Origin of the sequence: Rhizobium sp. FY34 (assembly GCF_005222845.1) — a bacterium.
Lineage (GTDB): Bacteria > Pseudomonadota > Alphaproteobacteria > Rhizobiales > Rhizobiaceae > Neorhizobium.
In genome coordinates, this window is sequence record NZ_STFZ01000001.1 from 186,697 (window position 1) to 207,389 (window position 20,693).

A 20,693-nucleotide genomic window follows, 5' to 3' on the forward strand; every position below is an offset into this window, starting at 1 on the left:
GTTTGAATCGCATTTGCTAGAGGGTGGGTTTACGACCTTCGGTGCAGGCATTCCTTCCCATGCAAAAGGGAAACGCGTGTTGGGATAACGTTTGAAGCCAATCTTCTCGTCGTTCTCCTGGCGCTGCCCTTTCTGGGCAGCCTTCTGTCGGGCCTGATCCTCAAGACCACCTCACGGGATTTGCCTGTTCTTGTAGGTGGTATTGTCACGCTTCTCACGCTCAGCCTGACCACCTACGCCTATTGGCTCATCGGCAGCGGCAATGTGTTGCGCTTCGAGGCCGAATGGCTTCCCCAATTTGGCTTAAACTTTACCCTGCGTATGGATGGCTTTGCCTGGATCTTTTCCATGCTGGTCACCTCGATCGGCTTTCTGGTGGTTGTCTATGCCCGCTATTACATGGGCGACGATGATCCCATTCCGCGCTTCTTTTCGTTCCTGCTTGCCTTCATGGGGGCTATGCTGGGCATCATCATGTCCGGCAATATCATCCTCCTGTCGATCTTCTGGGAACTGACCAGCATCTTTTCCTTCCTGCTGATCAGCTACTGGCACCATAATCCTGCCGCGCGCGATGGGGCGCGCATGGCGTTGACGATCACCGGTATTGGCGGCTTCTGCCTGCTGATCGGCATGTTGCTGATCGGCAATATCGTCGGCAGCTATGATCTCGACAAGGTTCTGGCCTCCGGCGATATCATCCGCGCCCATGCGCTTTATCTGCCGGCGCTCATCTTCATCCTTCTTGGGGCGCTGACCAAGAGCGCGCAGTTTCCATTCCATTTCTGGCTGCCCAATGCGATGTCGGCCCCCACGCCGGTCTCGGCCTTCCTGCATTCCGCGACCATGGTGAAAGCCGGTGTCTTCCTGCTGGTCCGCTTCTGGCCGGTGCTGTCCGGCACCTATGAATGGTTCTATCTTGTCGGCCTGTCCGGCATGCTAACACTGCTGCTCGGTGCCTATTTCGCCATGTTCCAGCGCGACCTGAAGGGCTTGCTGGCCTATTCCACCATCAGCCATCTCGGTCTCATCACCACACTGCTCAGCCTTGGCAGTCCGCTGGCGACCGTCGCTGCGATCTTTCATATGCTGAATCATGCGACCTTCAAGGCGTCGCTGTTCATGGCGGCCGGCATTATCGACCACGAAACCGGCACGCGCGACATGCAGCGCCTCAGCGGTCTCTTTCGCTTCCTGCCCTACACGGCAACCCTTGCCATGGTCGCGAGTGCAGCCATGGCTGGCGTGCCGCTGCTCAACGGCTTTCTTTCCAAGGAAATGTTCTTTGCCGAAGCGGTGGAAACCCATGCGGATTCCATTCTCGATACGGCATTGCCCTATGTCGCAACGCTTGCCGGCGCCTTTAGCGTCACCTATTCGCTGCGCTTCATCCACACGGTGTTTTTCGGGCCGGCGCCGGTTGGCCTGCCCAGGGAAAAACCACATGAACCGCCGCGCTGGATGCGCTTTCCGATCGAATTTCTGGTGGTCGTCTGCCTCATCATCGGCATAGTCCCGTCGCTTTCGATCGGCCCTTTCCTGCATGTGGCGGTGGAAAGCGTGCTTGGGGCCGACACGCCGCCCTATAGCCTTGCCATCTGGCATGGCTTCAACCTGCCTTTGGTGATGAGCCTGATTGCGCTTGCTGGCGGCACCCTCCTTTACATCCTGTTGAAGGACTATTTTGCGCGCTGCGAGGATGGAACACCTCTGTTTCGGCGCTTGCGTGGTCAGCGCATTTTTGAGCGCGTGCTCGTCACCGTTTCCTGGCGCTGGGCCCGCATGGCGGAAGCCCGGCTCGGCACGCGCAACCTGCAACCGCAACTGCGCTGGGTGGTGGCTTGCGGGTTTCTTGCTGGTCTGATGCCGCTCTATCTCTCAGGCTTCGAGCCACGGCCTTTCCGCTTTTCCGGCATCGATCCGGCCTTCGCCATTCTGTGGCTGATCGGCGCAAGCCTTGCGCTTGGCGCGGCCTTTTTCGCCAAATATCACCGGCTGGCCGCCCTTATCATGCTGGGCGGCGTCGGGCTTGTTGTTTGCATCACCTTCGTGTGGTTATCGGCCCCGGATCTCGCCATCACCCAGTTGCTGGTCGAAATTGTCACGACCGTGCTCATTCTCCTGGGCCTGCGCTGGCTGCCCAAGCGCAACCTCGATCTGGGCGACAATATCACGTTGCGCGGCCGTTTTCGTCGCTTCCGCGATCTCGTTCTGGCAATTGCCTGCGGTACAGGCATGTCCTTCATTGCCTTTGCCGTCATGACCATGCCGGTGCCGGATACGATCGCCACCTATTTCCTCCACCATGCTTATGATCAGGGTGGTGGCCGCAATGTCGTCAACGTCATTCTGGTGGATTTTCGGGGCTTCGACACGCTGGGTGAAATCGCCGTTCTCGGCGTCGTGGCGCTCACCGTCTATGCGCTTCTGCGGCGTTTCCGTCCGGCCGCCGATAGTTTTGCCATGCCTGAGCAACAGCGCATTCAGAACCGGTTCGATGAGGAACAGCCCGAACGTGCTCCCGGTGATACGGTGCGCGATTACCTGCTCATTCCCATGGTCATCATGCAATGGCTCTTCCCGGTCATCCTCACCCTGTCGGTCTACCTGTTCATGCGCGGTCATGACATGCCGGGCGGCGGCTTTTCGGCGGGCCTGACGCTTTCGATTGCCTTTCTGCTGCAATATCTGGCAGGTGGAACACGTTGGGCGGAAGACCGCATCCGCATCCTGCCGCTGCGCTGGATGGGGGCCGGGATCCTGGTTGCAGCTTTGGCAGGAATCGGCTCCTGGCTTCTGGGCTATCCCTTCCTCACCTCGCATTCCCGCTATCTCGACCTGCCGCTGATCGGCAAGGTGCCGGCCTCCAGTGCGCTTCTGTTCGATCTCGGGGTGTTTTCGCTGGTGGTCGGATCGACAGTGCTGATCCTTGTGGCGCTTGCCCACCAGTCCATCCGCATCAATCGGTTGCGGGCCATTGATGCAGCGCGCGGGGAGGAGGGCTGATGGAACTGGTTCTTTCGATTGCCATCGGCCTCATGACCGGCTGCGGCGTCTGGCTGATCCTGCGCCCGCGCACCTATCAGGTTATCGTCGGGCTTTCGCTTCTGTCCTATGCGGTCAACCTGTTCATCTTCGGTGTGGGCGGTGTGAAGAGTAATCTTCCGCCGATCCTGGAGGATGGCGTCGATCCGGCTAGCCTTGCCGATCCCGTGCCGCAGGCGCTGGTGTTGACGGCCATCGTCATTGGCTTTGCCACCACGGCTCTCTTCCTCGTCGTGCTTCTCGCCTCGCGCGGCTTGACCGGCAACGACCATGTGGATGGGAGGAACGAGCCGAAATGAACGACTGGAGCCACCATCTGATCATTGCGCCGATCCTGATCCCGTTGATGGCTGCCGCCCTGCTGCTGTTCTTCGATGAGCGCAAGCGCACCTTGAAGGCGATGATCAGCCTTGCCTCGACCGCCATTCTGTTGCTTGTCGCCTTGCTGCTGTTTCGCATCGAGAGCGCACCGCACAGCTTTGAAGGTGTCTATCTGCTCGGCAACTGGGCAGCGCCCTTCGGCATTGTTCTTGTACTGGACGGGCTCTCGGCGCTGATGCTGCTCTTGGCGGCGCTGCTTGCGATCGCAACACTCGTCTTTTCGCTCGCCCGATGGCATGCGGTCGGTGCGCATTTTCACAGCATGTTCCAGATCCTGCTGGTCGGGCTGAATGGTGCCTTCCTGACCGGCGATCTCTTCAATCTCTTCGTCTTTTTCGAAGTTATGCTGGCGGCATCCTATGGCTTGATGCTGCACGGTTCGGGCCCGCTGCGGGTCAAGGCCGGCATGCACTACATCGCCGTCAACCTGGTGGCTGCGCTGTTCTTTCTCATCGGCGTCAGCCTGATCTATGGCACGACGGGCACCCTCAATATGGCTGACCTTGCCGCCCGTATTCCGCAGATCGAGCCGGATCGGCGCATGCTGATGGAGGCGGGGGCGGGGGTTCTGGGCGTGGCCTTCCTCATCAAGGCGGGCATGTGGCCGCTCTGCTTCTGGCTGCCTACGGCCTATAGTGCCGCGTCGGCCCCTGTTGCCGGTATCTTTGCCATTTTGAGCAAGCTTGGCATCTACGTGATCCTGCGCCTGACAATGCTGCTGTTCAGCGATGGACCCTCGGCAGGGTTCGGATCCGATGTCCTGCTGTTTGGCGGCATGGCAACGCTCGTCTTTGGCACGATTGGCGTTCTCGCTTCCCAGGCGCTTGGCAGGCTTGCCGGCTATTCGGTGCTCGTTTCATCCGGCACCATGCTGATGGTGCTCGGCATCAGCGAGGGAACCGTATCATCTGGCGCTCTGCTTTATCTGATCAGTTCCACCTTCACGCTCAGCGCATTCTTCATGCTGATCGAACTGGTGGAACGCGGTCAGGATGCTGGAGCCAATGTTCTGGCCGTGACGATGGAAGCCTATGGCGAAGGCGAGGATAGTCCGGAAGACGATGAGGATGGCGTGACCATGCCCGGCACCCTGGCCATTCTGGGCACGTGCTTTGCCGCCTGCGGCATTCTTCTGTCCGGTCTGCCGCCGCTTTCCGGTTTCATCAGTAAATTTGCCATGCTGTCTGCCATGATGGGCACCGGCGCCATCGGTACGCCGCCGGACGGCGCCATCTGGACGCTGATTGTACTCGTCATTCTGTCGGGTGTCGCTTCGCTGATTGCCATGACTCGCGTCGGCATCCGCACCTTTTGGAGTTCGTTGGAAGGCACTGTGCCGCGTGTGCTGGTGATCGAGCTTGTGCCGGTGATGTTCCTGCTGTCGCTGACCCTGTCGCTCACGATTCAGGCGGGACCTGCCATGCGCTATATGGACACGACCATCCGCACGCTGTCCACGCCGTCGATCTATATCGATGCAGTGCGTAACGCCACCGTGGTGGAAGGCTGGAAGGCAAAGTCGCAGGAGGCAAGCCCGTGATGCTGCCCTATCCGATCCTCTCCTTCTTCCTCGTCATCATGTGGCTGCTTCTCAATGAGTTCGGCCTGGGTCACCTTGTTCTCGGCGCGCTGGTGGCGATGTTTGCCGGCTGGGCGCTGGCATCACTGCGGCCCGACAAGCCGAAGCTCAAGAAGTGGTATCTGCTGCCAAAGCTGCTTTGGGTGATCCTGATCGATATCGGTCGCTCCAACCTGGCAGTAGCGCGTCTCATTCTGCAGGGGACACGCGGTAGTCGCCGCTCCGGCTTCCTGCTTGTGCCGCTCGACATCGAAGACCCAACGGCGCTGGCGATCCTTGCTATCATCCTGACCAGCATGCCGGGTTCCGCCTGGCTGGAATATGACAGTGGCGACAAGACGGTGCTGATCCATGTTTTCGATCTGATCGACGAGGCCGAGTGGATTTCGACGATCAAACAACGTTATGAGGCCCCGCTGATGGAGATTTTTGCATGAGCGCCATCATTCTGTTTACCGCCGTGTCCATCGCCCAACTCCTGCTATCCCTGTCTATGGCGATAGCTTCGGTGCGCATCGTCATCGGCCCGCGGGCGCAGGACCGCATCATCAGCCTCGATACGCTCTATATCTGCGCCATGCTGCTGCTGGTCACTTTCGGCATCGGTACGGGCCGCACGGTGTATTTCGAGGCAGCGCTTGTCATCGGTCTCCTGGGTTTCGTGGCAACGGTTGCGCTCGCCAAATTCCTGATGCGCGGAGAGGTGATCGAATAATGCAGGCCGTTGTCGATCTACCCATCTGGGCCGCCATCATCGTCTCGCTTTTCCTGTTGCTCGGTGCCGGGCTGACACTGGTCGGTGCGATCGGTTTCCTGCGTCTTCCGAGCTTTTACGAGCGGCTGCATGCCCCGGCGCTGGTAACAAGCTGGGGCGTGGGGGCAATCATGCTTGCCTCCATCCTGTATTTCTCGATCACGCAGCAGCGACTTGTCCTGCATGAGATCCTGATCGGGCTGTTCGTTACCGTCACGACGCCGGTCACTTTCATGCTGCTGGCGCGCGCAGCACTGCACAGAGATCGTGTGGAAGGCAACCCGGACGTACCCGCAAAGGCGCCAGATTGAGATAGAGCCCCAAGAGCCACGACGTCAGGCGTACAATTCAGCTGCCACTTCGGAGATCGTCGCCACCCGGCATACCGGTTTCAGCGCGGCAATGGCCGTGTCATGGGTTTGCGGCGAAAAGGCAGCACAGCCGTCCGATAGAACGGTCACGTCGAAATCACGCACATGCGCGTCGCGCACGGTGGATGCCACGCCACCATTGGTGACGATGCCGCAGACGATCAGCTTGCGGATATCGCATTTGCGCAGGATCCATTCGAGCCTTGTCATGTAAAAGGCCGAGTAGGCGACCTTTTCGATCGAGATATCTGCTGGCGCCAGCCTGTCCACGAGACTATGTCCCCAGGAGCCGGGCAGGAAATCGCCCTTGGCAAGAAAGGGCCGCAGCGTTTTCAAATGCGGTGAGATCAGCGGCTCGCCGCCCTTCAGCGGCAGGAGCGTGAACTGCGTCGAGATGATCCAGCCGCCGGCCTTGCGCAGGCTGTCGGCCAGCGGCGCAAGCTTTTCCGGCAAAGCGGCGATTTCGGGCGCCGATTGCCCGGCGCGGCCATAGGCACCTTTCGGATCGAGGAAATCATTCTGCAGGTCGACGATGAGAAGGCCGGTCTGCGCTGGTGTCACATTATCCTGCATCACTGCCTCTCGATGATGACATTGCCGAATTCATCCACCCGCGCCTTGAGGTCCGGATCGACAAGCACGGTGGCATCCGGCTGTTCGAGAATAGCCGGGCCACGGATTTCGGCGCCGACAGGCAGTTCCAGCCGGGCAAAGATTGCCGTGTCATGCCAGGCACCACCGAAGAAGACCGGCCTTGTTCCGCGTTGGGCCTTTTCCACCGAGCAGCCGGCATCCGGAGCCAGTGCCTTCAGGCTGAAATGCGGACGCCTGCCGATGGCCGACACCCGCAGGTTGACGATCTTTGCCTGCAGCCCCGGCAGAAGCCGGCTGAAGGAGGCGCGGTAGGCGGCATCGAAGGCGGCCTGCACCTTGTCGCGCGTCACCCCGGTCGAGCCATTTTCGATGGGTAGTGCCAGCGGCACGGAGACCGTATGCGTCTGGCCAATATAGTGCATGTCGAGTTCAAACAGCACGTCGATCCGGTCCATCTGAAGGCCGGCCTCTTCCACGACAAGCCGTGCCGCTTGCGCTTCCGTCACCATGCGGGCATCGAGCACGGCTTCGTCGAGTGCGGCAACGGTGAGGTTCACCGTCTGCACCTGATCGTGGCGGATATCGGCGATGACGCAGCCGAGCGCCGAGGTGACGCCCGGATAGCGGGGCACGAGTGCGGCCTGAAGCCCGACATCCTTGATCAGCGCACCGGCATGCAATGCGCCGCCGCCGCCAAACGGCACCGCGACAAACTTTGCCGGATCATGGCCGCGTTCGATTGACACGAGCCGGATGGCGCCGGCCATGCGCCCGTCGGCAACCCGCACGATGGCTTCGGCAGCTTCCATGACAGAGAGACCGCAGGGCCTGCCGACATGCGTGTCGATGGCGGCCTTTGCCGCTTCCACATCCAGCCGTGCCAGTTTGCCGCCGATTGGGCGCTCGGCATTGATACGGCCCAGCACGATATTGGCATCGGTCAGCGTCGGGCGTGTATTGCCCTGTCCATAGGCGACGGGGCCGGGGCGTGAACCGGCACTTTCCGGGCCGACCTGCAATAGCCCGCCCGCATCCACATGGGCAATCGAGCCGCCGCCGGCACCAATTGTTGTGATCTCGATCATGGGCGTGCGCACCACAAGACCGAAATCAATGGTGGTCTGTGCGGCAAGCGATGTCTTGCCATCGACGACCAGCGAGACGTCGAAGGAGGTGCCGCCCAGATCGCCGGTGATGATATTCGGATAGCCGGCAGCGTTCGAGATGGCGGCTGCGGCAATCACGCCGGCTGCCGGGCCAGATAGCGCGGTCCGAACCGGCAGACGGCTGGCGGTATCGGTTGACATCACGCCGCCGTTCGACTGCACGATGTGAAATGGCCCGGTGAAATGCTCGGCCTTCAACGCTGCCTGCAGCTTGCCGAGATAACCGCCGACGACCGGCTGGAGATAGGCATTCAGAGCGGTCGTAGACGTGCGTTCGAATTCACGGATTTCCGGCAGGATCTGCGCCGAGCAGGCCAGATTGGCATTGGGCCAGACGGAGCGCACGGCCTCCAGTGCGGCAAATTCGTTGACCGGATTGGCATAGGCATTGATGAAGACGATGGCGAGCGCTTCTGCGCCGGCTTCCAGAGCCTTGCGGGCCGCTTCGCGCACCTCGTCAACGTCAAGCGCCTGTCGCACCGTGCCGTCCGATAGCACGCGCTCATTCACCTCGAAACGCATGTCGCGTTCGATGACGGGGGTGAAATCGCCCCAGAGCCCCCAGGTGTTGAGGCGGTCGCGGCGGCGCATTTCCAGCACGTCGCGAAAGCCCATGGTGGTAATCAGCGCCGTGCGGGCGCCCTTGCGCTCCAGAAGCGCATTGGTGCCGACCGTCGTGCCATGCACGATCGAGCCGAGATCGGCAATCGCACCGAAGCTCTTCAGGCCTTCGATGAAGCCTGTCGCCTCATCGCCACGGTTGGAGGAGACTTTTGCGGTCGCAAATCGCCCGCTTTCCTCTTCATAATAGAACAGATCGGTAAATGTGCCGCCGACATCGACGCCGACAACGGCGCCCTTCAGGCTCTTGATGGGAGTATTCACGCGGCGTTTCCTTTCCGCAATTCTTCAGTTGCCCTGGTGTCGACAAGGCCTGTCTGGTCGAGCACGACGCCATAGGTTTCGCGCGCTGTGTCCAGGTTCACAAAGCCCAGCCGCACATCGCGCGCGACGCGCTCTGGCGGCCTTGTCTTCGGATCGCCATATCCGCCGCCGCCGGGCGATTCGATGCGCACCTTCTGCCCGGCCCTGACCCGCACATCGGCAACCTTGGAGGCGAGCGGCGGGGATTTATCACCCTCGTCGCTCTGCCAGACAAAGCGGTTGAGCGCGCCGGGTCCGCCACCGGCAACACCCGGTGGCGGGTAGACGCCACGCTCACCGAGCAGGAAGACATCGGCATCGGTCAGCGTTTCCAGTTCATAGACGGCGCCAACGCCGCCGCGATGAAAGCCAGGCCCTGCCGAATCCGGTCTCAGCGCCCATTGGGAAAACACGACAGGATAGGAGGCCTCGAGAATTTCGGCTGGCGGAATGGTCGCCATGGAAATCGGGTTATTAGCGTGGTTCAGTCCATCGCTTTCCGGATTGCCGCCGAGACCACCGCCGAAGAAGGAGAACATCACATAACGCGAACCGTCTGGCCGATCTCCGGCGATCGAGAGCGCGTTGATCGTGCCGAAGGGCGCAGCCGTTGCCCGCGAGGGATCGGCCTTGGCCAGTGCGCCGAAGACGACGCCGATAACGCGCAGGATGGTTTCCGTATAGCCGCCGACCGGCTTTGGCGGCTTGACGCCGAGCAGCGTCGTATCAGGAATAATGAAGGTGATTGGCCGCAGGCAGCCGGCATTGGCCGGCACGGCTGTGAAGACATGTTTCAGCGCCACGTAGCAGCAGGCAGCCGCCGTGGAATAGGCAATGTTGAGCGGGCCGGCGCAAGGGGCGGACGAGCGGGAGAAATCCAGCACCATTTCCTCGCCCTTGATGGTGAGGTCGAGCGCGATCGTCAGGCGCTCGGGCGTGATGCCGTCATTGTCGAGATAGTCTTCAAAGCTGTACTGACCATCCAGCAGGGCAGCGATTGCCTCGCGCATCATCGCCTCGGCGCGGTCGGAAAATACCTCGAAGGCGGATGCGACCGTGTCGTCGCCATAGGCATCCAGAAGCTCCGCCAATCGCCGCTCACCCAGATCCAGCGCATTCAACTGGCCGTTCAGGTCGCCGTAATTGGAGACAGGCACGCGGGAATTGGCCGCCAGAATGTCGAGAAGGTCGCGGTTCATCACGCCCTGGCGGATGAGCTTGACGGGCGGAAAGCGCACGCCCTCCTGGAAGGTCTCGGTCGCCTTGGCGTTGAAGCCGCCCGGCACATTGCCGCCAATATCCAGCCAGTGGCCGACAGAGGCAATCCAGCAATAGAGCTTGTCGTCGCGAAACACCGGCCGTACCAGCCGGAAGTCGTTCAAATGCGTGCCGCCCGCATAAGGGTCGTTGAAAATATAGGTGTCGCCGGGGCTGAGATCGCCATCCACGTCCACCTTGTCGATCACGGCCTTCACCGCAAAGGCCATGGCGCCGACGAAGATCGGCAGGCCGCGCGTGCCCTGGACAAGCGTTGCCCCTGTCTGCGCATGGTAAAGGCCGTGGCAGGCATCGCGGGCCTCGGCAATGATGGGGTTGAAAGCGGAGCGATAGAGCGTGGCATCCATCTCGTCGGCAATCTGCTCGAGACGTCCGTTGAGGATGGCAAGCATGACGGGGTCGGTTACGCGTTTCATGCGGCGTCATCCTTGCGCTTGGTGCTTGCGGCAGTGCCGTTGCTGCGCACCTCGAACTGTTCGTAATCCTTGCCCAGATCCAGCATGGCGGGCGTGCCGATCAAGGCGTTCAGATCGCCGAAATTGAACATGCGCTCGGAAAACGGGGTGTTTGTGCCGTGCTGGCGTAGCGATCCGTAATAGTCCTGCGCAGTGCGGGCGAGTGCCCGAACGATGCCGCCGGGAAAGATGACGATGCGATAGCCCATGGCGCCAAGCTCATCGGCGGTAAACATCGGCGTATCGCCGCCCTCGACCATATTGGCGACCAGCGGCCGGCTTGACCCAAGCGCCGTGCTGACGGCCGACAGCTGGTCTGCCGAGCGCGGCGCCTCGACGAACAGGATGTCAGCGCCGGCTTCGGCGTAAAGCGCAGCACGTTCCAGCGCGGCATCCAGTCCCTCGACGGCCACCGCATCGGTGCGGGCAATGATCAATGTATCTTGCGAATGCCGTGCATCGACGGCGGCCTTTACCTTGCCGGCCATCTCGGTCGCGGAAATCAGCGTCTTGTCCTGAAGGTGGCCGCAGCGTTTCGGCAGCGTCTGGTCTTCCAGCTGGATGGCGCTTGCGCCGGCACGCTCGAAGCTGCGAACCGTGCGCTGCACGTTGAGCGCATTGCCATAGCCATTGTCGGCATCGACGATCAGTGGCGTATCGACCCGCTGGCGCACCAGCCCGATCACGTCTGCCACTTCCGTCATGGAGACAAGGCCGATATCCGGGCGCCCGAGCCGCGTATAGGCGATGGCCGCACCCGACAGATAGAGCGCCGAGAAACCGGCATCTGTGGCAATCGAGGCAGTCAGCGCATCATATATGCCTGGGGCGATGATCGTCCCGCTGCCGGAGAGTTGATCTCGTAGGGTCATCATAGTGTGTCCTTCATCACGGGCAGAGCCAGATGGCTGTTGGCGCCCGACAGATTGGCGGCGGTCGTTTGGGGATCGACCGCGATAAAAATCTTGCAGATAAGGCCCTGCCAAAGGCGCAAGGGTGCGTTCGTCATGCGTGTCGTCCTCAAAGGCCCAGATAGGCGCGCTTGAGTTCCGGGTCGGCGGAAATGACAGCGGCGGTGCCCGACATGGTCACCAGCCCGTTTTCGATAATGTAGGCGCGGCTTGCGATCTCCAGCGATTGCACGACATTCTGTTCGACCAGCATGATCGGCAAGCCTTCGGCATTCAGGCGCTTCACCAGATCGAACATTTCCTCGACCAGCAGCGGCGAGAGACCGAGTGACGGCTCATCGAGGATCAGCAGTTTCGGCTCGGCCATCATGCCGCGACCGATTGCCAGCATCTGCTGTTCGCCGCCGGATAGCGTGCCGGCCATCTGCTCGATGCGCTGGCGCAGCTTGGGAAAGGTGGAGAATACCAGTTCCAGATTGCGCGCCCGGTTCGCCCGTCCCCGCCGATAGCTGCCAAGCTCGAGGTTTTCCAGAATGCTCATGTTGGGAAAGATCTTGCGACCTTCCGGTACCTGTATGAGGCCGGCTTCGACAGCTGCAATCGGCGAGCCATCAAGCGGCTTGCCATCGAATGTGATCGATCCGCCGGTCAGTTTCAGAAGGCCGGACAGAGCCTTGTTCAAGGTTGTCTTGCCAACGCCATTGGCGCCGAGAACAGCGACGATCTCGCCCTTGCCGACCGTGATGTCGATGCCGCGCAAGACTTCAACACCGCCATAGCCGGTGCGCAGATTTTTGACGTCAAGCATGTGCGCCTCCCGTTTGGGCCATGCGGGCAGCCGCACCCTTGCCGAGATAGGCCTCGATGACGGCCGGATCATTGCAGACGGATGCGGGTGTTCCGTGAGCGATCATCTGGCCCTGCGCCAGCACATAGACCTGTTCGCAAAGGTTCATCACCGCCTGCATCACATGTTCGATCATCAGGATGGTGACGCCATCATCGCGAATGGCGCGGATGACGGGAATGATATCGCGGATTTCCGATGGATTGAGGCCGGCCAGAACCTCATCGAGAAGGAGCAGTTTCGGCTCTGTGGCCAGCGCGCGGGCAAGCTCCAGCCGTTTGCGGCCGGCAACCGTGAGGCTGGAGGCCGGTAGGTCGATATCCTTCTCAAGCCCGACACGAATTGCCACGGCGCGTGCTTTTTCAATCGCATCCTGCGCCCGGTGGTGGCGCAGATAGGCGCCGACCGTGATGTTTTCGAGCACGTTCAGGCCCTGGAATGGCTGGACGATCTGGAAGGTGCGGGCAATGCCAAGTTCGGCCCGCTGATGCGGCTTCAAGTCCGTGATATCCTGGCTCTGCCAGATCACCCGGCCCTGCGTGGGCTTCAAGAAGCCGGCGATGACGCCAAACAGCGTGGTCTTGCCGGCGCCATTCGGGCCTATCAGCCCGGTAATTGAGCCCTTTTCAACGTGAAGCGAGGCGCGATCAACTGCCACAAGGCCGCCAAACCGCATGGTGATGTCTGCTATCTCAAGCATCATAGCGCGATCCTTTTTGCCAGCCGTGGGGCAAAGCGGCGCAGCAGACCCAGCATGCCATCCGAGGCAAAGGCCACGACGCAGATGAGAACGACGGCAAACACCATGAGGTCGATGCCCGGCACGCGTCCTGCAAAGGTTTTTGTCAACTCGCCCAGGCCATGCAGGGTGAATGTGCCGATCAGCGGCCCCAGCACCAGGCCACGCCCGCCGACCAGGGGTGCCAAGAGCGCTTCGATGGAAATCCAGGCGCCAAAGCCGATATTGGCGTCGATATAGAGAAAGTTCTGCACGTAGAGCACGCCGGCTGCCGCCGTCATGGCGCCGGACAGGCTGATCGCCTTCAGCTTGACCGTCAGGACATCGACGCCGAGCGCGCGTGCGGCATCCTCGTTTTCTCGCACGGCAACCAGATGTGCGCCAAAGCGTGAACCGGCAATCGCCCGGCTGATCAGAAGGCCGACAAATACGAAGGCGAGCGCCAGCCACATGAAGGAGGCGCGGCTGGCAAACTGCATATTGGCAAAGCCCGGATCAAGCTTCAGCAGCAGGCCGGCAGCGCCGCCCGTCCATTCCGAGGCATTGGCAAGGATGCGCATGAGTTCGGCAAAGGCGAGTGTAATGAGGGCGAAATAGGAGCCGCGCAATCCGGCCCGAAAGCTCAGAAAGCCGACTATGAAACCGGCACCGGCACCGGCGGCCAAGGCCATGAGGAAGGCAAGCCAGGCATTGATGCCGAAATGGAATTGCAGCATGGCAGCCGTGTAGCAGCCGACGCCGAAAAACAGCGCGTGCCCGAAGGATGTCTGGCCGGCCACGCCACCCAGAATGTTCCAGCCCTGTGCCGCAAGCGCGATGATCAGCGATGTGACCATGAAATTGTAGAGCGTGTTTGAATTGGACAGGAAGGGCACAACGGCCAGCAGTGCCGTGACGACGAGGATGGGAAGATAGCCTTGCAGCTTCATGCCTTTGCTCCGAACAGGCCGGTCGGCTTCAAGAGCAGGACCAGGATGAAGATGATGAATATGCCGATCTGGCCGAGGCTTTCGCCGAGCAGCAGCCCGCTTAGGCTTTCGACGATACCGATCAGAAGGCCGCCGATCATGGCGCCGGGAATGGACCCCATGCCGCCCAGAACGACAATGGTGAAGGCGATGTTGACGAAGGCGCCGCCCACGCGGGGATTGACGTAGAAGCTTGGCATCAGCAGGCCGGCCGCGACCGCCAGTGCTGCACAGCCGATGCCGAAGGTGAGCGCATAGACATGCGCGACATTGATGCCCATCAGGCTCGCGCCGAGCTTTTCCTTGGCTACGGCCCGGATCGCCTTGCCGGCATCGGTGCGGGTCATGACGAACCACAGGATGACGGTGACGATAAGCGAGCCGGCAAAGCCGATCAGGCGCGGCGTGGAGATGAGGAAAGGCCCGAGTTCCACGACGGAAAACGACAGATCCGAGGTGATGGCGCGCGTATCGGAGCCGAAACTCGCCAGGAGCGCGTTTTCAATGAAGATCGACAGGCCGAGGGTGATCAGCAGGATATTGCCATCATCGCCGCCGGCGGCCGGGCCGATGATGAAACGCTGTACGCCATAGCCCAGCGCAAAGAACACAGGTGCCAGCAGGAGGATCGACAGATAGGGGTCGATGCCGGCTGCGATATTGAGGCCCCAGACGGCAAACATCGCCACGGCAAGCGTTGCGCCATGGGCAAAGTTGATGATGTGAAGCACGCCATAGACGAGCGTCAGCCCGAGCGCGATCAGCGCGTAGATCGATCCGGTCAGCAGACCGTTGATCATCGCCTCGATGAGAATTATGGGGGAATACATGATCCAGTCGCTCTTCCAGTTGCGCTGCATGCGGGTCCCGTTGCATCGGGACCCGCCTTTGTGCGGCAACGTCAGCCGTTGGCCGGGAAAACTGGCTTGGCGTCAGCAAAATCCTGCGGGAAGACGACCTTGATTGCGCCCTTCTGTACCTGGGTCGAGACCGGCGCGGCGCCGGTGTTCTGGCCATTGACGAATTTCGTTTCGCCATAGGGCATCAGGTGACCCTTGAAGCTTGACGTGCCGAGCGCCTCGATGATCTTGCCGCGGTCCGCGGATGCCGCACGCTCGATGGCATCGGCAAGCAGCGCCACGCTCGAGTAGTTGAGCGGGATATTGTAGTTATAGGGCTTGCCGAGAGCTTCGACGCGCGCCTGAACATTCTTCGACTTTTCGTTGCGCGGATCGTACCAGTGGTTGCAGTCCATCACGCCTTCGGCAGCTTCGGGGAATTCCGCCACGAAGCGGCGGTTGGACGCGGCACCGTTCAACACGGCATAGACGGCCTTCGGGCGCACGCGCTGCTGCTGCATGGTGCGGGCAAGCAGAACCGTCTCACCATAATAGGTGGACGGGATGATCAGGTCCGGGTTGAGGCTGCGCAGGCGCAGGACGACGTTGGAGAGGTCACGCGAGGGTGTGGGAACCGCGATCTGCTCGAGGATCTCGAAACCGTATTTCGGCAGTTCCGTGGCCATCAGCTTGGCAAGGCCGGAGCCGAACAGGCCATCTTCGTGAACGAGCACAACGGTCTTTGCCGGCTTGCCGGCTTCTTCGTTGATGCGCACGAGGTTCTGGATGGCAGCGGCCGTGCAGAGCGAAAAACCCGGCGCGAAGCGGAAGGTGTTCTTCAGGCCTCGGCTGACGATCTGGTCTGATACGCCGACATCCACCAGATAGGGCAGATCATAGCGGGAGGCTGCCTGTGAGCTGGCAAGGCAGATGGGGCTTGCAAAGCCGCCGACGATGGCGGCCACGCCGGCTTCCTGCATGCGTTCGACTTCCTGCGTGCCGGCTTCCGGGTTGGAACGGGCATCGCCGAAGACCATTTCCAGCTTGGCGCCGCCAAGCGACTTGATGCCGCCGGCCTTGTTGATATCCTCGAGCGCCAGTTCGGCGCCAAGGCGGCCGTATTCGCCGTCCTGCGCCAGAGCGCCGGTGACCGGCTGCAGGATGCCGATCTTGATGGAGGCCGGTGCCTGCGCCCGCAAGACTGATGGGGCAGACAGGACGCCTAGCACGGCAGCGCCGGTTTTCAGGATGGTTCTACGGTTTGGATGGGTCTCTACCAGTTTCATTTTTTGTTCTCCTCTTGAGGGGTGGCCGCTTGTCGCGGGCATTCTTTTTTTCAGTGTCTTGGTTGTTTTCATTGGCCTGCGTCAGGCCACGGCTGTCGGCAGCCGTCCAGCGGCGCGCACCGGTATCGCCGGTGCGTGCAAGTTCCATGTGGAAGGAATAGCGGTCGGGGCGATAGAGTGCCTGCAGATGTTCTATGCCACGCCCGGAGGCTTCAAACACAACGCGTGACATCGACAGGAGGGCCGCGCCGATCTCGACATCGAGGGCGGCGGCCACATCCGGGCCGGCAAGCGTTGCGCCGATGATCTGCTGTGCCTTGTCGGCGACCAGGCCCGAACGCTCCAGAAGTTCCAGAAGCGGTGTCGAGGCCAGATCGGCCTCCGAATAGGAAATGCCGATACGCTCCGGCACATGGGTGATGAGATAGGAAAACGGCTGACCGTCGATGAGGCGCACGCGGATGGAGCGTTGCAGCTTTTCGCCGGGATCGAGCTTTAATTCCTCGGCAAGCGCCGGGGTCGCATTGACATAGGAGAAGGAGATCAACCGCACGCCGGTCTTGCGGCCCATTTCCACCAGATGGGTGAAGGCATTGGCAAGATCGGCCACCACCGGCATATGCGCCTGGCCGGCGCTGACGAAGGTGCCTGAACCCGGCCTGCGCTCGATCATGCCGTCGCTTGCAAGTTTGTCGAGCGCCCGCCGCACGGTAACGCGCGATACGCCATGTTCCTGCGCCAGGGCCGGTTCGCTTGGCAGGCGAGCCGCATCCTGCACCTCGCCGCTCAGGATCTGTTCCCGAAGCAGGAGATACAGCCGGCGCGCCTTCATCGGCTCCATGGCTGCGGACATGTCGTAACCCCTTCTGTCTCTTTTAAAAGACATTTAGCTGTCTTAATTTGCATACAGCTTTGTTTGTTTGTCAATCGTGTTTTTGCGTAAGGGTTGTAAATCCCGGCGCAGCTACCGGCTCCAGCCAGGGGCGGGCAATCCGGTCTTCTTCCTGGAAGCGTTCGATGGCTTGCGCATGGCTTCTGGTCAGGTCGATATCGTCCCAGCCATTGATAAGCTTGGTGCGCCAGACGGGATCGACATCAAACCGGATGACGAGGTTTGCGGCGCGGATCTCCTGCCGTTCCAGATCCACCAGGGCCGTCAAAGCGCCGTCTTCCAGACCCGCCAGAAGCGCTTCGCAATCGGCCTCGCTGACACGTGCCGGCAGTACGCCATTGTTGACGGCGTTGCTGGCAAATATGTCACCGAAAGACGGGGCAATCACGCAGGCAATGCCATAATCGGCCAGCGCATAGACGGCTGCCTCCCGCGAGGAACCGCTGCCGAAATTGCGCCGCGTCACGAGAATGCGGGCGCCCGCCCGCGCTGGGTCGTTCAGCGGGCAATCGCTGATTCTGGCGCCACTCTCGTCGAACCGAAGATCATAGAGCAGGTAATCGCCATAGCCTTCGGCGCGCGAACGCTTCATGAAACGGGCCGGGATCAACTGGTCCGTGTCGATATTGGAAAGGGGCAGGGGGCAGGCAATGGCGTCCAGCGTCTTGAAGGGTTTCATGATCCGTCTCTCCGCCTTAAGCGCTCGTGCCGTGGTCTAGGAACAGGCGCATGTCCGCCAGATGCCCGCTGACGGCGGCGGCGGCGGCCATGGCCGGTGACATCAGATGCGTTCGGCTACCCGGCCCCTGGCGACCGCGAAAATTGCGGTTGGTGGTCGAGGCACAGCGTTCGCCGGGCGGCACCAGATCGCCGTTCATGCCAACGCACATGGAACAGCCGGCCTCCACCCATTCAAGCCCCGCCTGCCGGAAAATCGCGTCCAGACCTTCCTGTTCGGCCTGCCGCTTCACCACCGCAGATCCCGGCGAAACGAGCCCCGGCACTTTGGAGCGACGGCCGGCGAAAATGGCTGCCGCTGCCCGCAGATCCTCGATCCGGCTATTGGTGCAGGAGCCGATGAACACCCGGTCGATGCGGATCTCGGTCAGCGCCTGTCCCGGTCGCAAGCCCATATAATCCAGCGCTTCGCGGATCTGCGCTGCGCGTGCTTCATCGGCAACCGCATCCGGGTCGGGCACGCAATCGGTGATCGGGCTTGCGTCTTCCGGCGTAATGCCCCAGGTGACGACCGGCGCGATATCGCCGGCATCCATGTGAACCTCGCGATCAAACAGCGCATCCGCATCGCTGCTCAAGGTCAGCCAGTCTTGCACGGCGCGTTCAAAAAGCTCGCCCTTCGGCGCATAGATGCGGTCACGCAGGTAGTCGATTGTCGTTTCGTCCGGTGCCACCATGCCGCAGCGGCCGCCGGCCTCAATCGACAGATTGCAGAGCGTCATGCGCCCTTCCATCGACAGGCTGCGAATGGCGCTGCCGGCATATTCAATTGCATGGCCGGCTGCGCCATCGGCACCGATCCGTGCGATCATGGACAGCGCGATATCCTTGGCGGAAACGCCCGGCGCCAGCCTTCCGTCGACGGTTACCCGCATGCGCTTCGGCTTTCGCTGCCACAGGGTCTGCGTCATCAGTACATGCGCGACTTCCGATGCGCCAATGCCAAAGGCCAGCGCCCCGAAGGCACCATGCGTGGCGGTATGGCTATCGCCGCAAACAATGGTGAAACCCGGCAGTGTCAGGCCCTGTTCGGGACCAACGACATGCACGATGCCCTGGCCGGGATCGCCCATGTCGAATAGTCGCACCCGGTGTTGGCTCGTGTTGTCGCGCAACTGGCGGATCATCCGCTGGATCGCCGGCTCGACGGAGGAGAGATCGCGGCTGCGCGTCGGAACATAATGGTCCTCGATGCCGAAGGTGAGGTCAGGCCTATAGACCGAAGCTTCCCTTGCTTTCAGCTTGTCGAATGCGTGGAACGAGCCCTCATGCAGGAGGTGGCGATCGATCCACAGCAGGCATTCGCCATCCTGTCTTTGTGTGACCACATGACGGTCGAACACCTTGTCAAACAGGGCTTTCGCTTGCGGTGCAATTTGCGCGACCATGCCGTTCATCCTCGAAATGATGCGGTGAATTTACGCATGCCTTGCCGTCGGAATCAAATATTGTTTTATAAATAATACAGGTTAATGTTCGCTCGAAAATTCAGTTAGCTGTCTGGACGGAAGGATTCGGCAGGACATGTCACAGGTGATCCGAAGCGCGCACAAGCAGTTCGACCTGACGGTGGATGTGGTGATTGTCGGCGCCGGTGCCGCAGGCCTGGTGGCCGCATTGTCCGCGCATGAGGCCGGCGCCGAGGTGCTGTTGCTGGAACGCGATCCGCTGCCGCGCGGCTCGACGGCCCTGTCGGCTGGGCTCATCCCGGCGGCTGGCACACGCTGGCAAAAGGCGGCCGGCATTGTCGATAGTTCGGCGCAGTTTGCTGGCGATATCATGGAAAAGGCACATGGCGAGCCGGATGCCGCAATCGTCGAGCATGTGGTGGGCCAATCCGCCGCGACGCTGGAATGGCTCTGTGATCGCTACGGGCTGAGCTTCTCCGTCATCGAGGACTTCAGCTATCCGGGGCATTCGGCGCGGCGCATGCACGGGCTTGCCTCGCGCTCCGGCGAGGAACTGGTGGATGCCTTGCGCCAGGCCGTCGAAGAGGCCGACATTCCCCTTCTCTGCGAAGCGCAGGTGACTGCGCTGCATGCGACGGAAGATGGCTGTGTCACGGGTCTCATCTATAGCCGTCCGGATGGCAGTGTCGAAGAGGTTGGCTGTCGCCAGCTCATCCTTGCCTGCAACGGTTATGGCGGCAACCGGCAGCTTGTGGCCGAGCATATTCCATCTCTGTCGGATGCCACCTATTTCGGCCATACGGGAAACCAAGGTGATGCGCTTGTGTGGGGAGAGGCGCTGGGTGCCGCACCCCGGCACCTGAATGGTCACCAGGGGCATGGGTCGGTGGCGCATCCGACCGGCATTCTCATTTCGTGGGCAACGATCACCGAAGGCGGCTTTCAGGTGAATGCCAGGGGTGAGCGCTTTTCCAATGAAGCCAAGGGCTATTCGGAACAGGCGGCAGAGGTGCTGCGCCAGCCGGACGGGCTTGCCTGGACGGTGTTTGATGCGCGGATCGCGGCAATCACGCGCCAATTCGAGGATTTCCGCAAGGCCGAAGCCATGGGCGCCATCCTGAGTGCCGAAACGATCGAGGAGCTTGCCGACAAGGCAGGCCTTCCCGTCGATGCTCTCTTGCTCACGTTTGAACAGGTGCGAGCCTGCAAGGCGGGGGGAACTGTCGATCCCTTCGGGCGCAGTTTCAATGGCGTCGCGCCGCTTCAGTCGCCCTATTCTATCGTGCGGGTCACCGGCGCGCTGTTTCACACACAGGGCGGTCTTGCCATCGATAGCTCGGCGCGGGTGCTGCGTGAGGATGGATCGGCCCTGCCCAACCTGTTTGCCGCCGGTGGGGCGGCCTGCGGCGTCTCCGGCAATCAGGCCTCCGGCTATCTGTCGGGCAACGGGCTTCTGACAGCCGTTACCCTTGGCCGCACGGCGGGAACCAAGGCTGGCCTCAACTGCCGATCCTGAC

20 protein-coding genes are annotated in these 20,693 nt (G+C 61.3%); 7 read left to right on the forward strand and 13 right to left on the reverse strand.

Annotation, left to right across the window (positions count from 1 at the left end; translation table 11 throughout):
• Window positions 1-84 precede the first annotated feature (84 nt).
• The 6 genes from E8M77_RS00790 to mnhG are packed head-to-tail and all read left to right on the forward strand — an operon-like array spanning window position 85 to window position 6,070.
• Complete coding sequence (locus tag E8M77_RS00790) at window positions 85-3,006, forward strand: monovalent cation/H+ antiporter subunit A (RefSeq protein WP_137128698.1); 2,922 nt, start codon at window positions 85-87, stop codon at window positions 3,004-3,006.
• Window positions 3,006-3,344, forward strand: coding sequence for a Na+/H+ antiporter subunit C (locus E8M77_RS00795; protein ID WP_137128699.1), 339 nt, complete (start codon window positions 3,006-3,008; stop codon window positions 3,342-3,344). The genes E8M77_RS00790 and E8M77_RS00795 overlap by 1 nt, the downstream gene beginning before the upstream one ends.
• Window positions 3,341-4,966 (forward strand): monovalent cation/H+ antiporter subunit D, encoded by a 1,626-nt coding sequence (locus tag E8M77_RS00800; protein ID WP_137128700.1) that lies wholly within the window; start codon window positions 3,341-3,343, stop codon window positions 4,964-4,966. The genes E8M77_RS00795 and E8M77_RS00800 overlap by 4 nt, the downstream gene beginning before the upstream one ends.
• Window positions 4,966-5,442 (forward strand): Na+/H+ antiporter subunit E, encoded by a 477-nt coding sequence (locus tag E8M77_RS00805; protein ID WP_137128755.1) that lies wholly within the window; start codon window positions 4,966-4,968, stop codon window positions 5,440-5,442. Before E8M77_RS00800 ends, E8M77_RS00805 begins: the two co-directional genes overlap by 1 nt.
• Complete coding sequence (locus E8M77_RS00810; RefSeq protein WP_137128701.1) at window positions 5,439-5,720, forward strand: K+/H+ antiporter subunit F; 282 nt, start codon at window positions 5,439-5,441, stop codon at window positions 5,718-5,720. The genes E8M77_RS00805 and E8M77_RS00810 overlap by 4 nt, the downstream gene beginning before the upstream one ends.
• Entirely contained in the window at window positions 5,717-6,070 is a 354-nt protein-coding gene (gene mnhG / locus E8M77_RS00815; RefSeq protein ID WP_137128756.1) for a monovalent cation/H(+) antiporter subunit G, read from the forward strand. The genes E8M77_RS00810 and mnhG overlap by 4 nt, the downstream gene beginning before the upstream one ends.
• Before the next feature lie 24 nt (window positions 6,071-6,094).
• Here mnhG and E8M77_RS00820 read toward each other — a convergent pair whose 3' ends face one another.
• From E8M77_RS00820 to leuC, 13 genes are all read right to left on the reverse strand, one after another.
• Entirely contained in the window at window positions 6,095-6,703 is a 609-nt protein-coding gene (locus E8M77_RS00820) for a cysteine hydrolase (RefSeq protein ID WP_137128702.1), read from the reverse strand.
• Window positions 6,703-8,775, reverse strand: coding sequence for a hydantoinase/oxoprolinase family protein (locus tag E8M77_RS00825; protein ID WP_246659075.1), 2,073 nt, complete (start codon window positions 8,773-8,775; stop codon window positions 6,703-6,705). The genes E8M77_RS00820 and E8M77_RS00825 overlap by 1 nt, the downstream gene beginning before the upstream one ends.
• On the reverse strand, window positions 8,772-10,508 hold the full coding sequence (locus E8M77_RS00830; protein ID WP_137128703.1) for a hydantoinase B/oxoprolinase family protein: 1,737 nt from the start codon (window positions 10,506-10,508) through the stop codon (window positions 8,772-8,774). The genes E8M77_RS00825 and E8M77_RS00830 overlap by 4 nt, the downstream gene beginning before the upstream one ends.
• On the reverse strand, window positions 10,505-11,419 hold the full coding sequence (locus tag E8M77_RS00835) for an oxaloacetate decarboxylase (RefSeq protein ID WP_137128704.1): 915 nt from the start codon (window positions 11,417-11,419) through the stop codon (window positions 10,505-10,507). The genes E8M77_RS00830 and E8M77_RS00835 overlap by 4 nt, the downstream gene beginning before the upstream one ends.
• Window positions 11,419-11,556, reverse strand: coding sequence for a hypothetical protein (locus tag E8M77_RS23775; protein WP_170975695.1), 138 nt, complete (start codon window positions 11,554-11,556; stop codon window positions 11,419-11,421). The genes E8M77_RS00835 and E8M77_RS23775 overlap by 1 nt, the downstream gene beginning before the upstream one ends.
• An 11-nt stretch (window positions 11,557-11,567) precedes the next feature.
• Entirely contained in the window at window positions 11,568-12,266 is a 699-nt protein-coding gene (locus E8M77_RS00840) for an ABC transporter ATP-binding protein (protein ID WP_137128705.1), read from the reverse strand.
• Window positions 12,259-13,005, reverse strand: a complete 747-nt coding sequence (locus E8M77_RS00845) for an ABC transporter ATP-binding protein (RefSeq protein ID WP_137128758.1) — start codon at window positions 13,003-13,005, stop codon at window positions 12,259-12,261. Before E8M77_RS00845 ends, E8M77_RS00840 begins: the two co-directional genes overlap by 8 nt.
• Window positions 13,005-13,973 (reverse strand): branched-chain amino acid ABC transporter permease, encoded by a 969-nt coding sequence (locus E8M77_RS00850; protein ID WP_137128706.1) that lies wholly within the window; start codon window positions 13,971-13,973, stop codon window positions 13,005-13,007. The genes E8M77_RS00845 and E8M77_RS00850 overlap by 1 nt, the downstream gene beginning before the upstream one ends.
• Window positions 13,970-14,842 carry a branched-chain amino acid ABC transporter permease gene (locus E8M77_RS00855; protein ID WP_137128759.1) on the reverse strand — a complete coding sequence of 291 codons (873 nt, stop codon included), beginning with the start codon at window positions 14,840-14,842 and terminating at the stop codon, window positions 13,970-13,972. Before E8M77_RS00855 ends, E8M77_RS00850 begins: the two co-directional genes overlap by 4 nt.
• Window positions 14,843-14,913: 71 nt before the next feature.
• Complete coding sequence (locus E8M77_RS00860; RefSeq protein WP_137128707.1) at window positions 14,914-16,137, reverse strand: ABC transporter substrate-binding protein; 1,224 nt, start codon at window positions 16,135-16,137, stop codon at window positions 14,914-14,916.
• The gene (locus tag E8M77_RS00865; protein WP_137128708.1) at window positions 16,106-16,990 is read right to left on the reverse strand and encodes a GntR family transcriptional regulator; all 885 of its coding nucleotides are present in this window, start codon (window positions 16,988-16,990) and stop codon (window positions 16,106-16,108) included. The genes E8M77_RS00860 and E8M77_RS00865 overlap by 32 nt, the downstream gene beginning before the upstream one ends.
• 70 nt (window positions 16,991-17,060) lie before the next feature.
• Complete coding sequence (leuD, locus tag E8M77_RS00870) at window positions 17,061-17,708, reverse strand: 3-isopropylmalate dehydratase small subunit (RefSeq protein ID WP_137128709.1); 648 nt, start codon at window positions 17,706-17,708, stop codon at window positions 17,061-17,063.
• 16 nt (window positions 17,709-17,724) lie between these two features.
• Complete coding sequence (gene leuC, locus E8M77_RS00875; RefSeq protein ID WP_137128710.1) at window positions 17,725-19,155, reverse strand: 3-isopropylmalate dehydratase large subunit; 1,431 nt, start codon at window positions 19,153-19,155, stop codon at window positions 17,725-17,727.
• Between the two features lie 136 nt (window positions 19,156-19,291).
• Between leuC and E8M77_RS00880 the strand changes: the two genes are divergently transcribed.
• Window positions 19,292-20,692: an FAD-dependent oxidoreductase gene (locus E8M77_RS00880; RefSeq protein WP_137128711.1), complete on the forward strand. Its 1,401-nt coding sequence runs from the start codon at window positions 19,292-19,294 to the stop codon at window positions 20,690-20,692.
• Window position 20,693 lies beyond the last annotated feature (1 nt).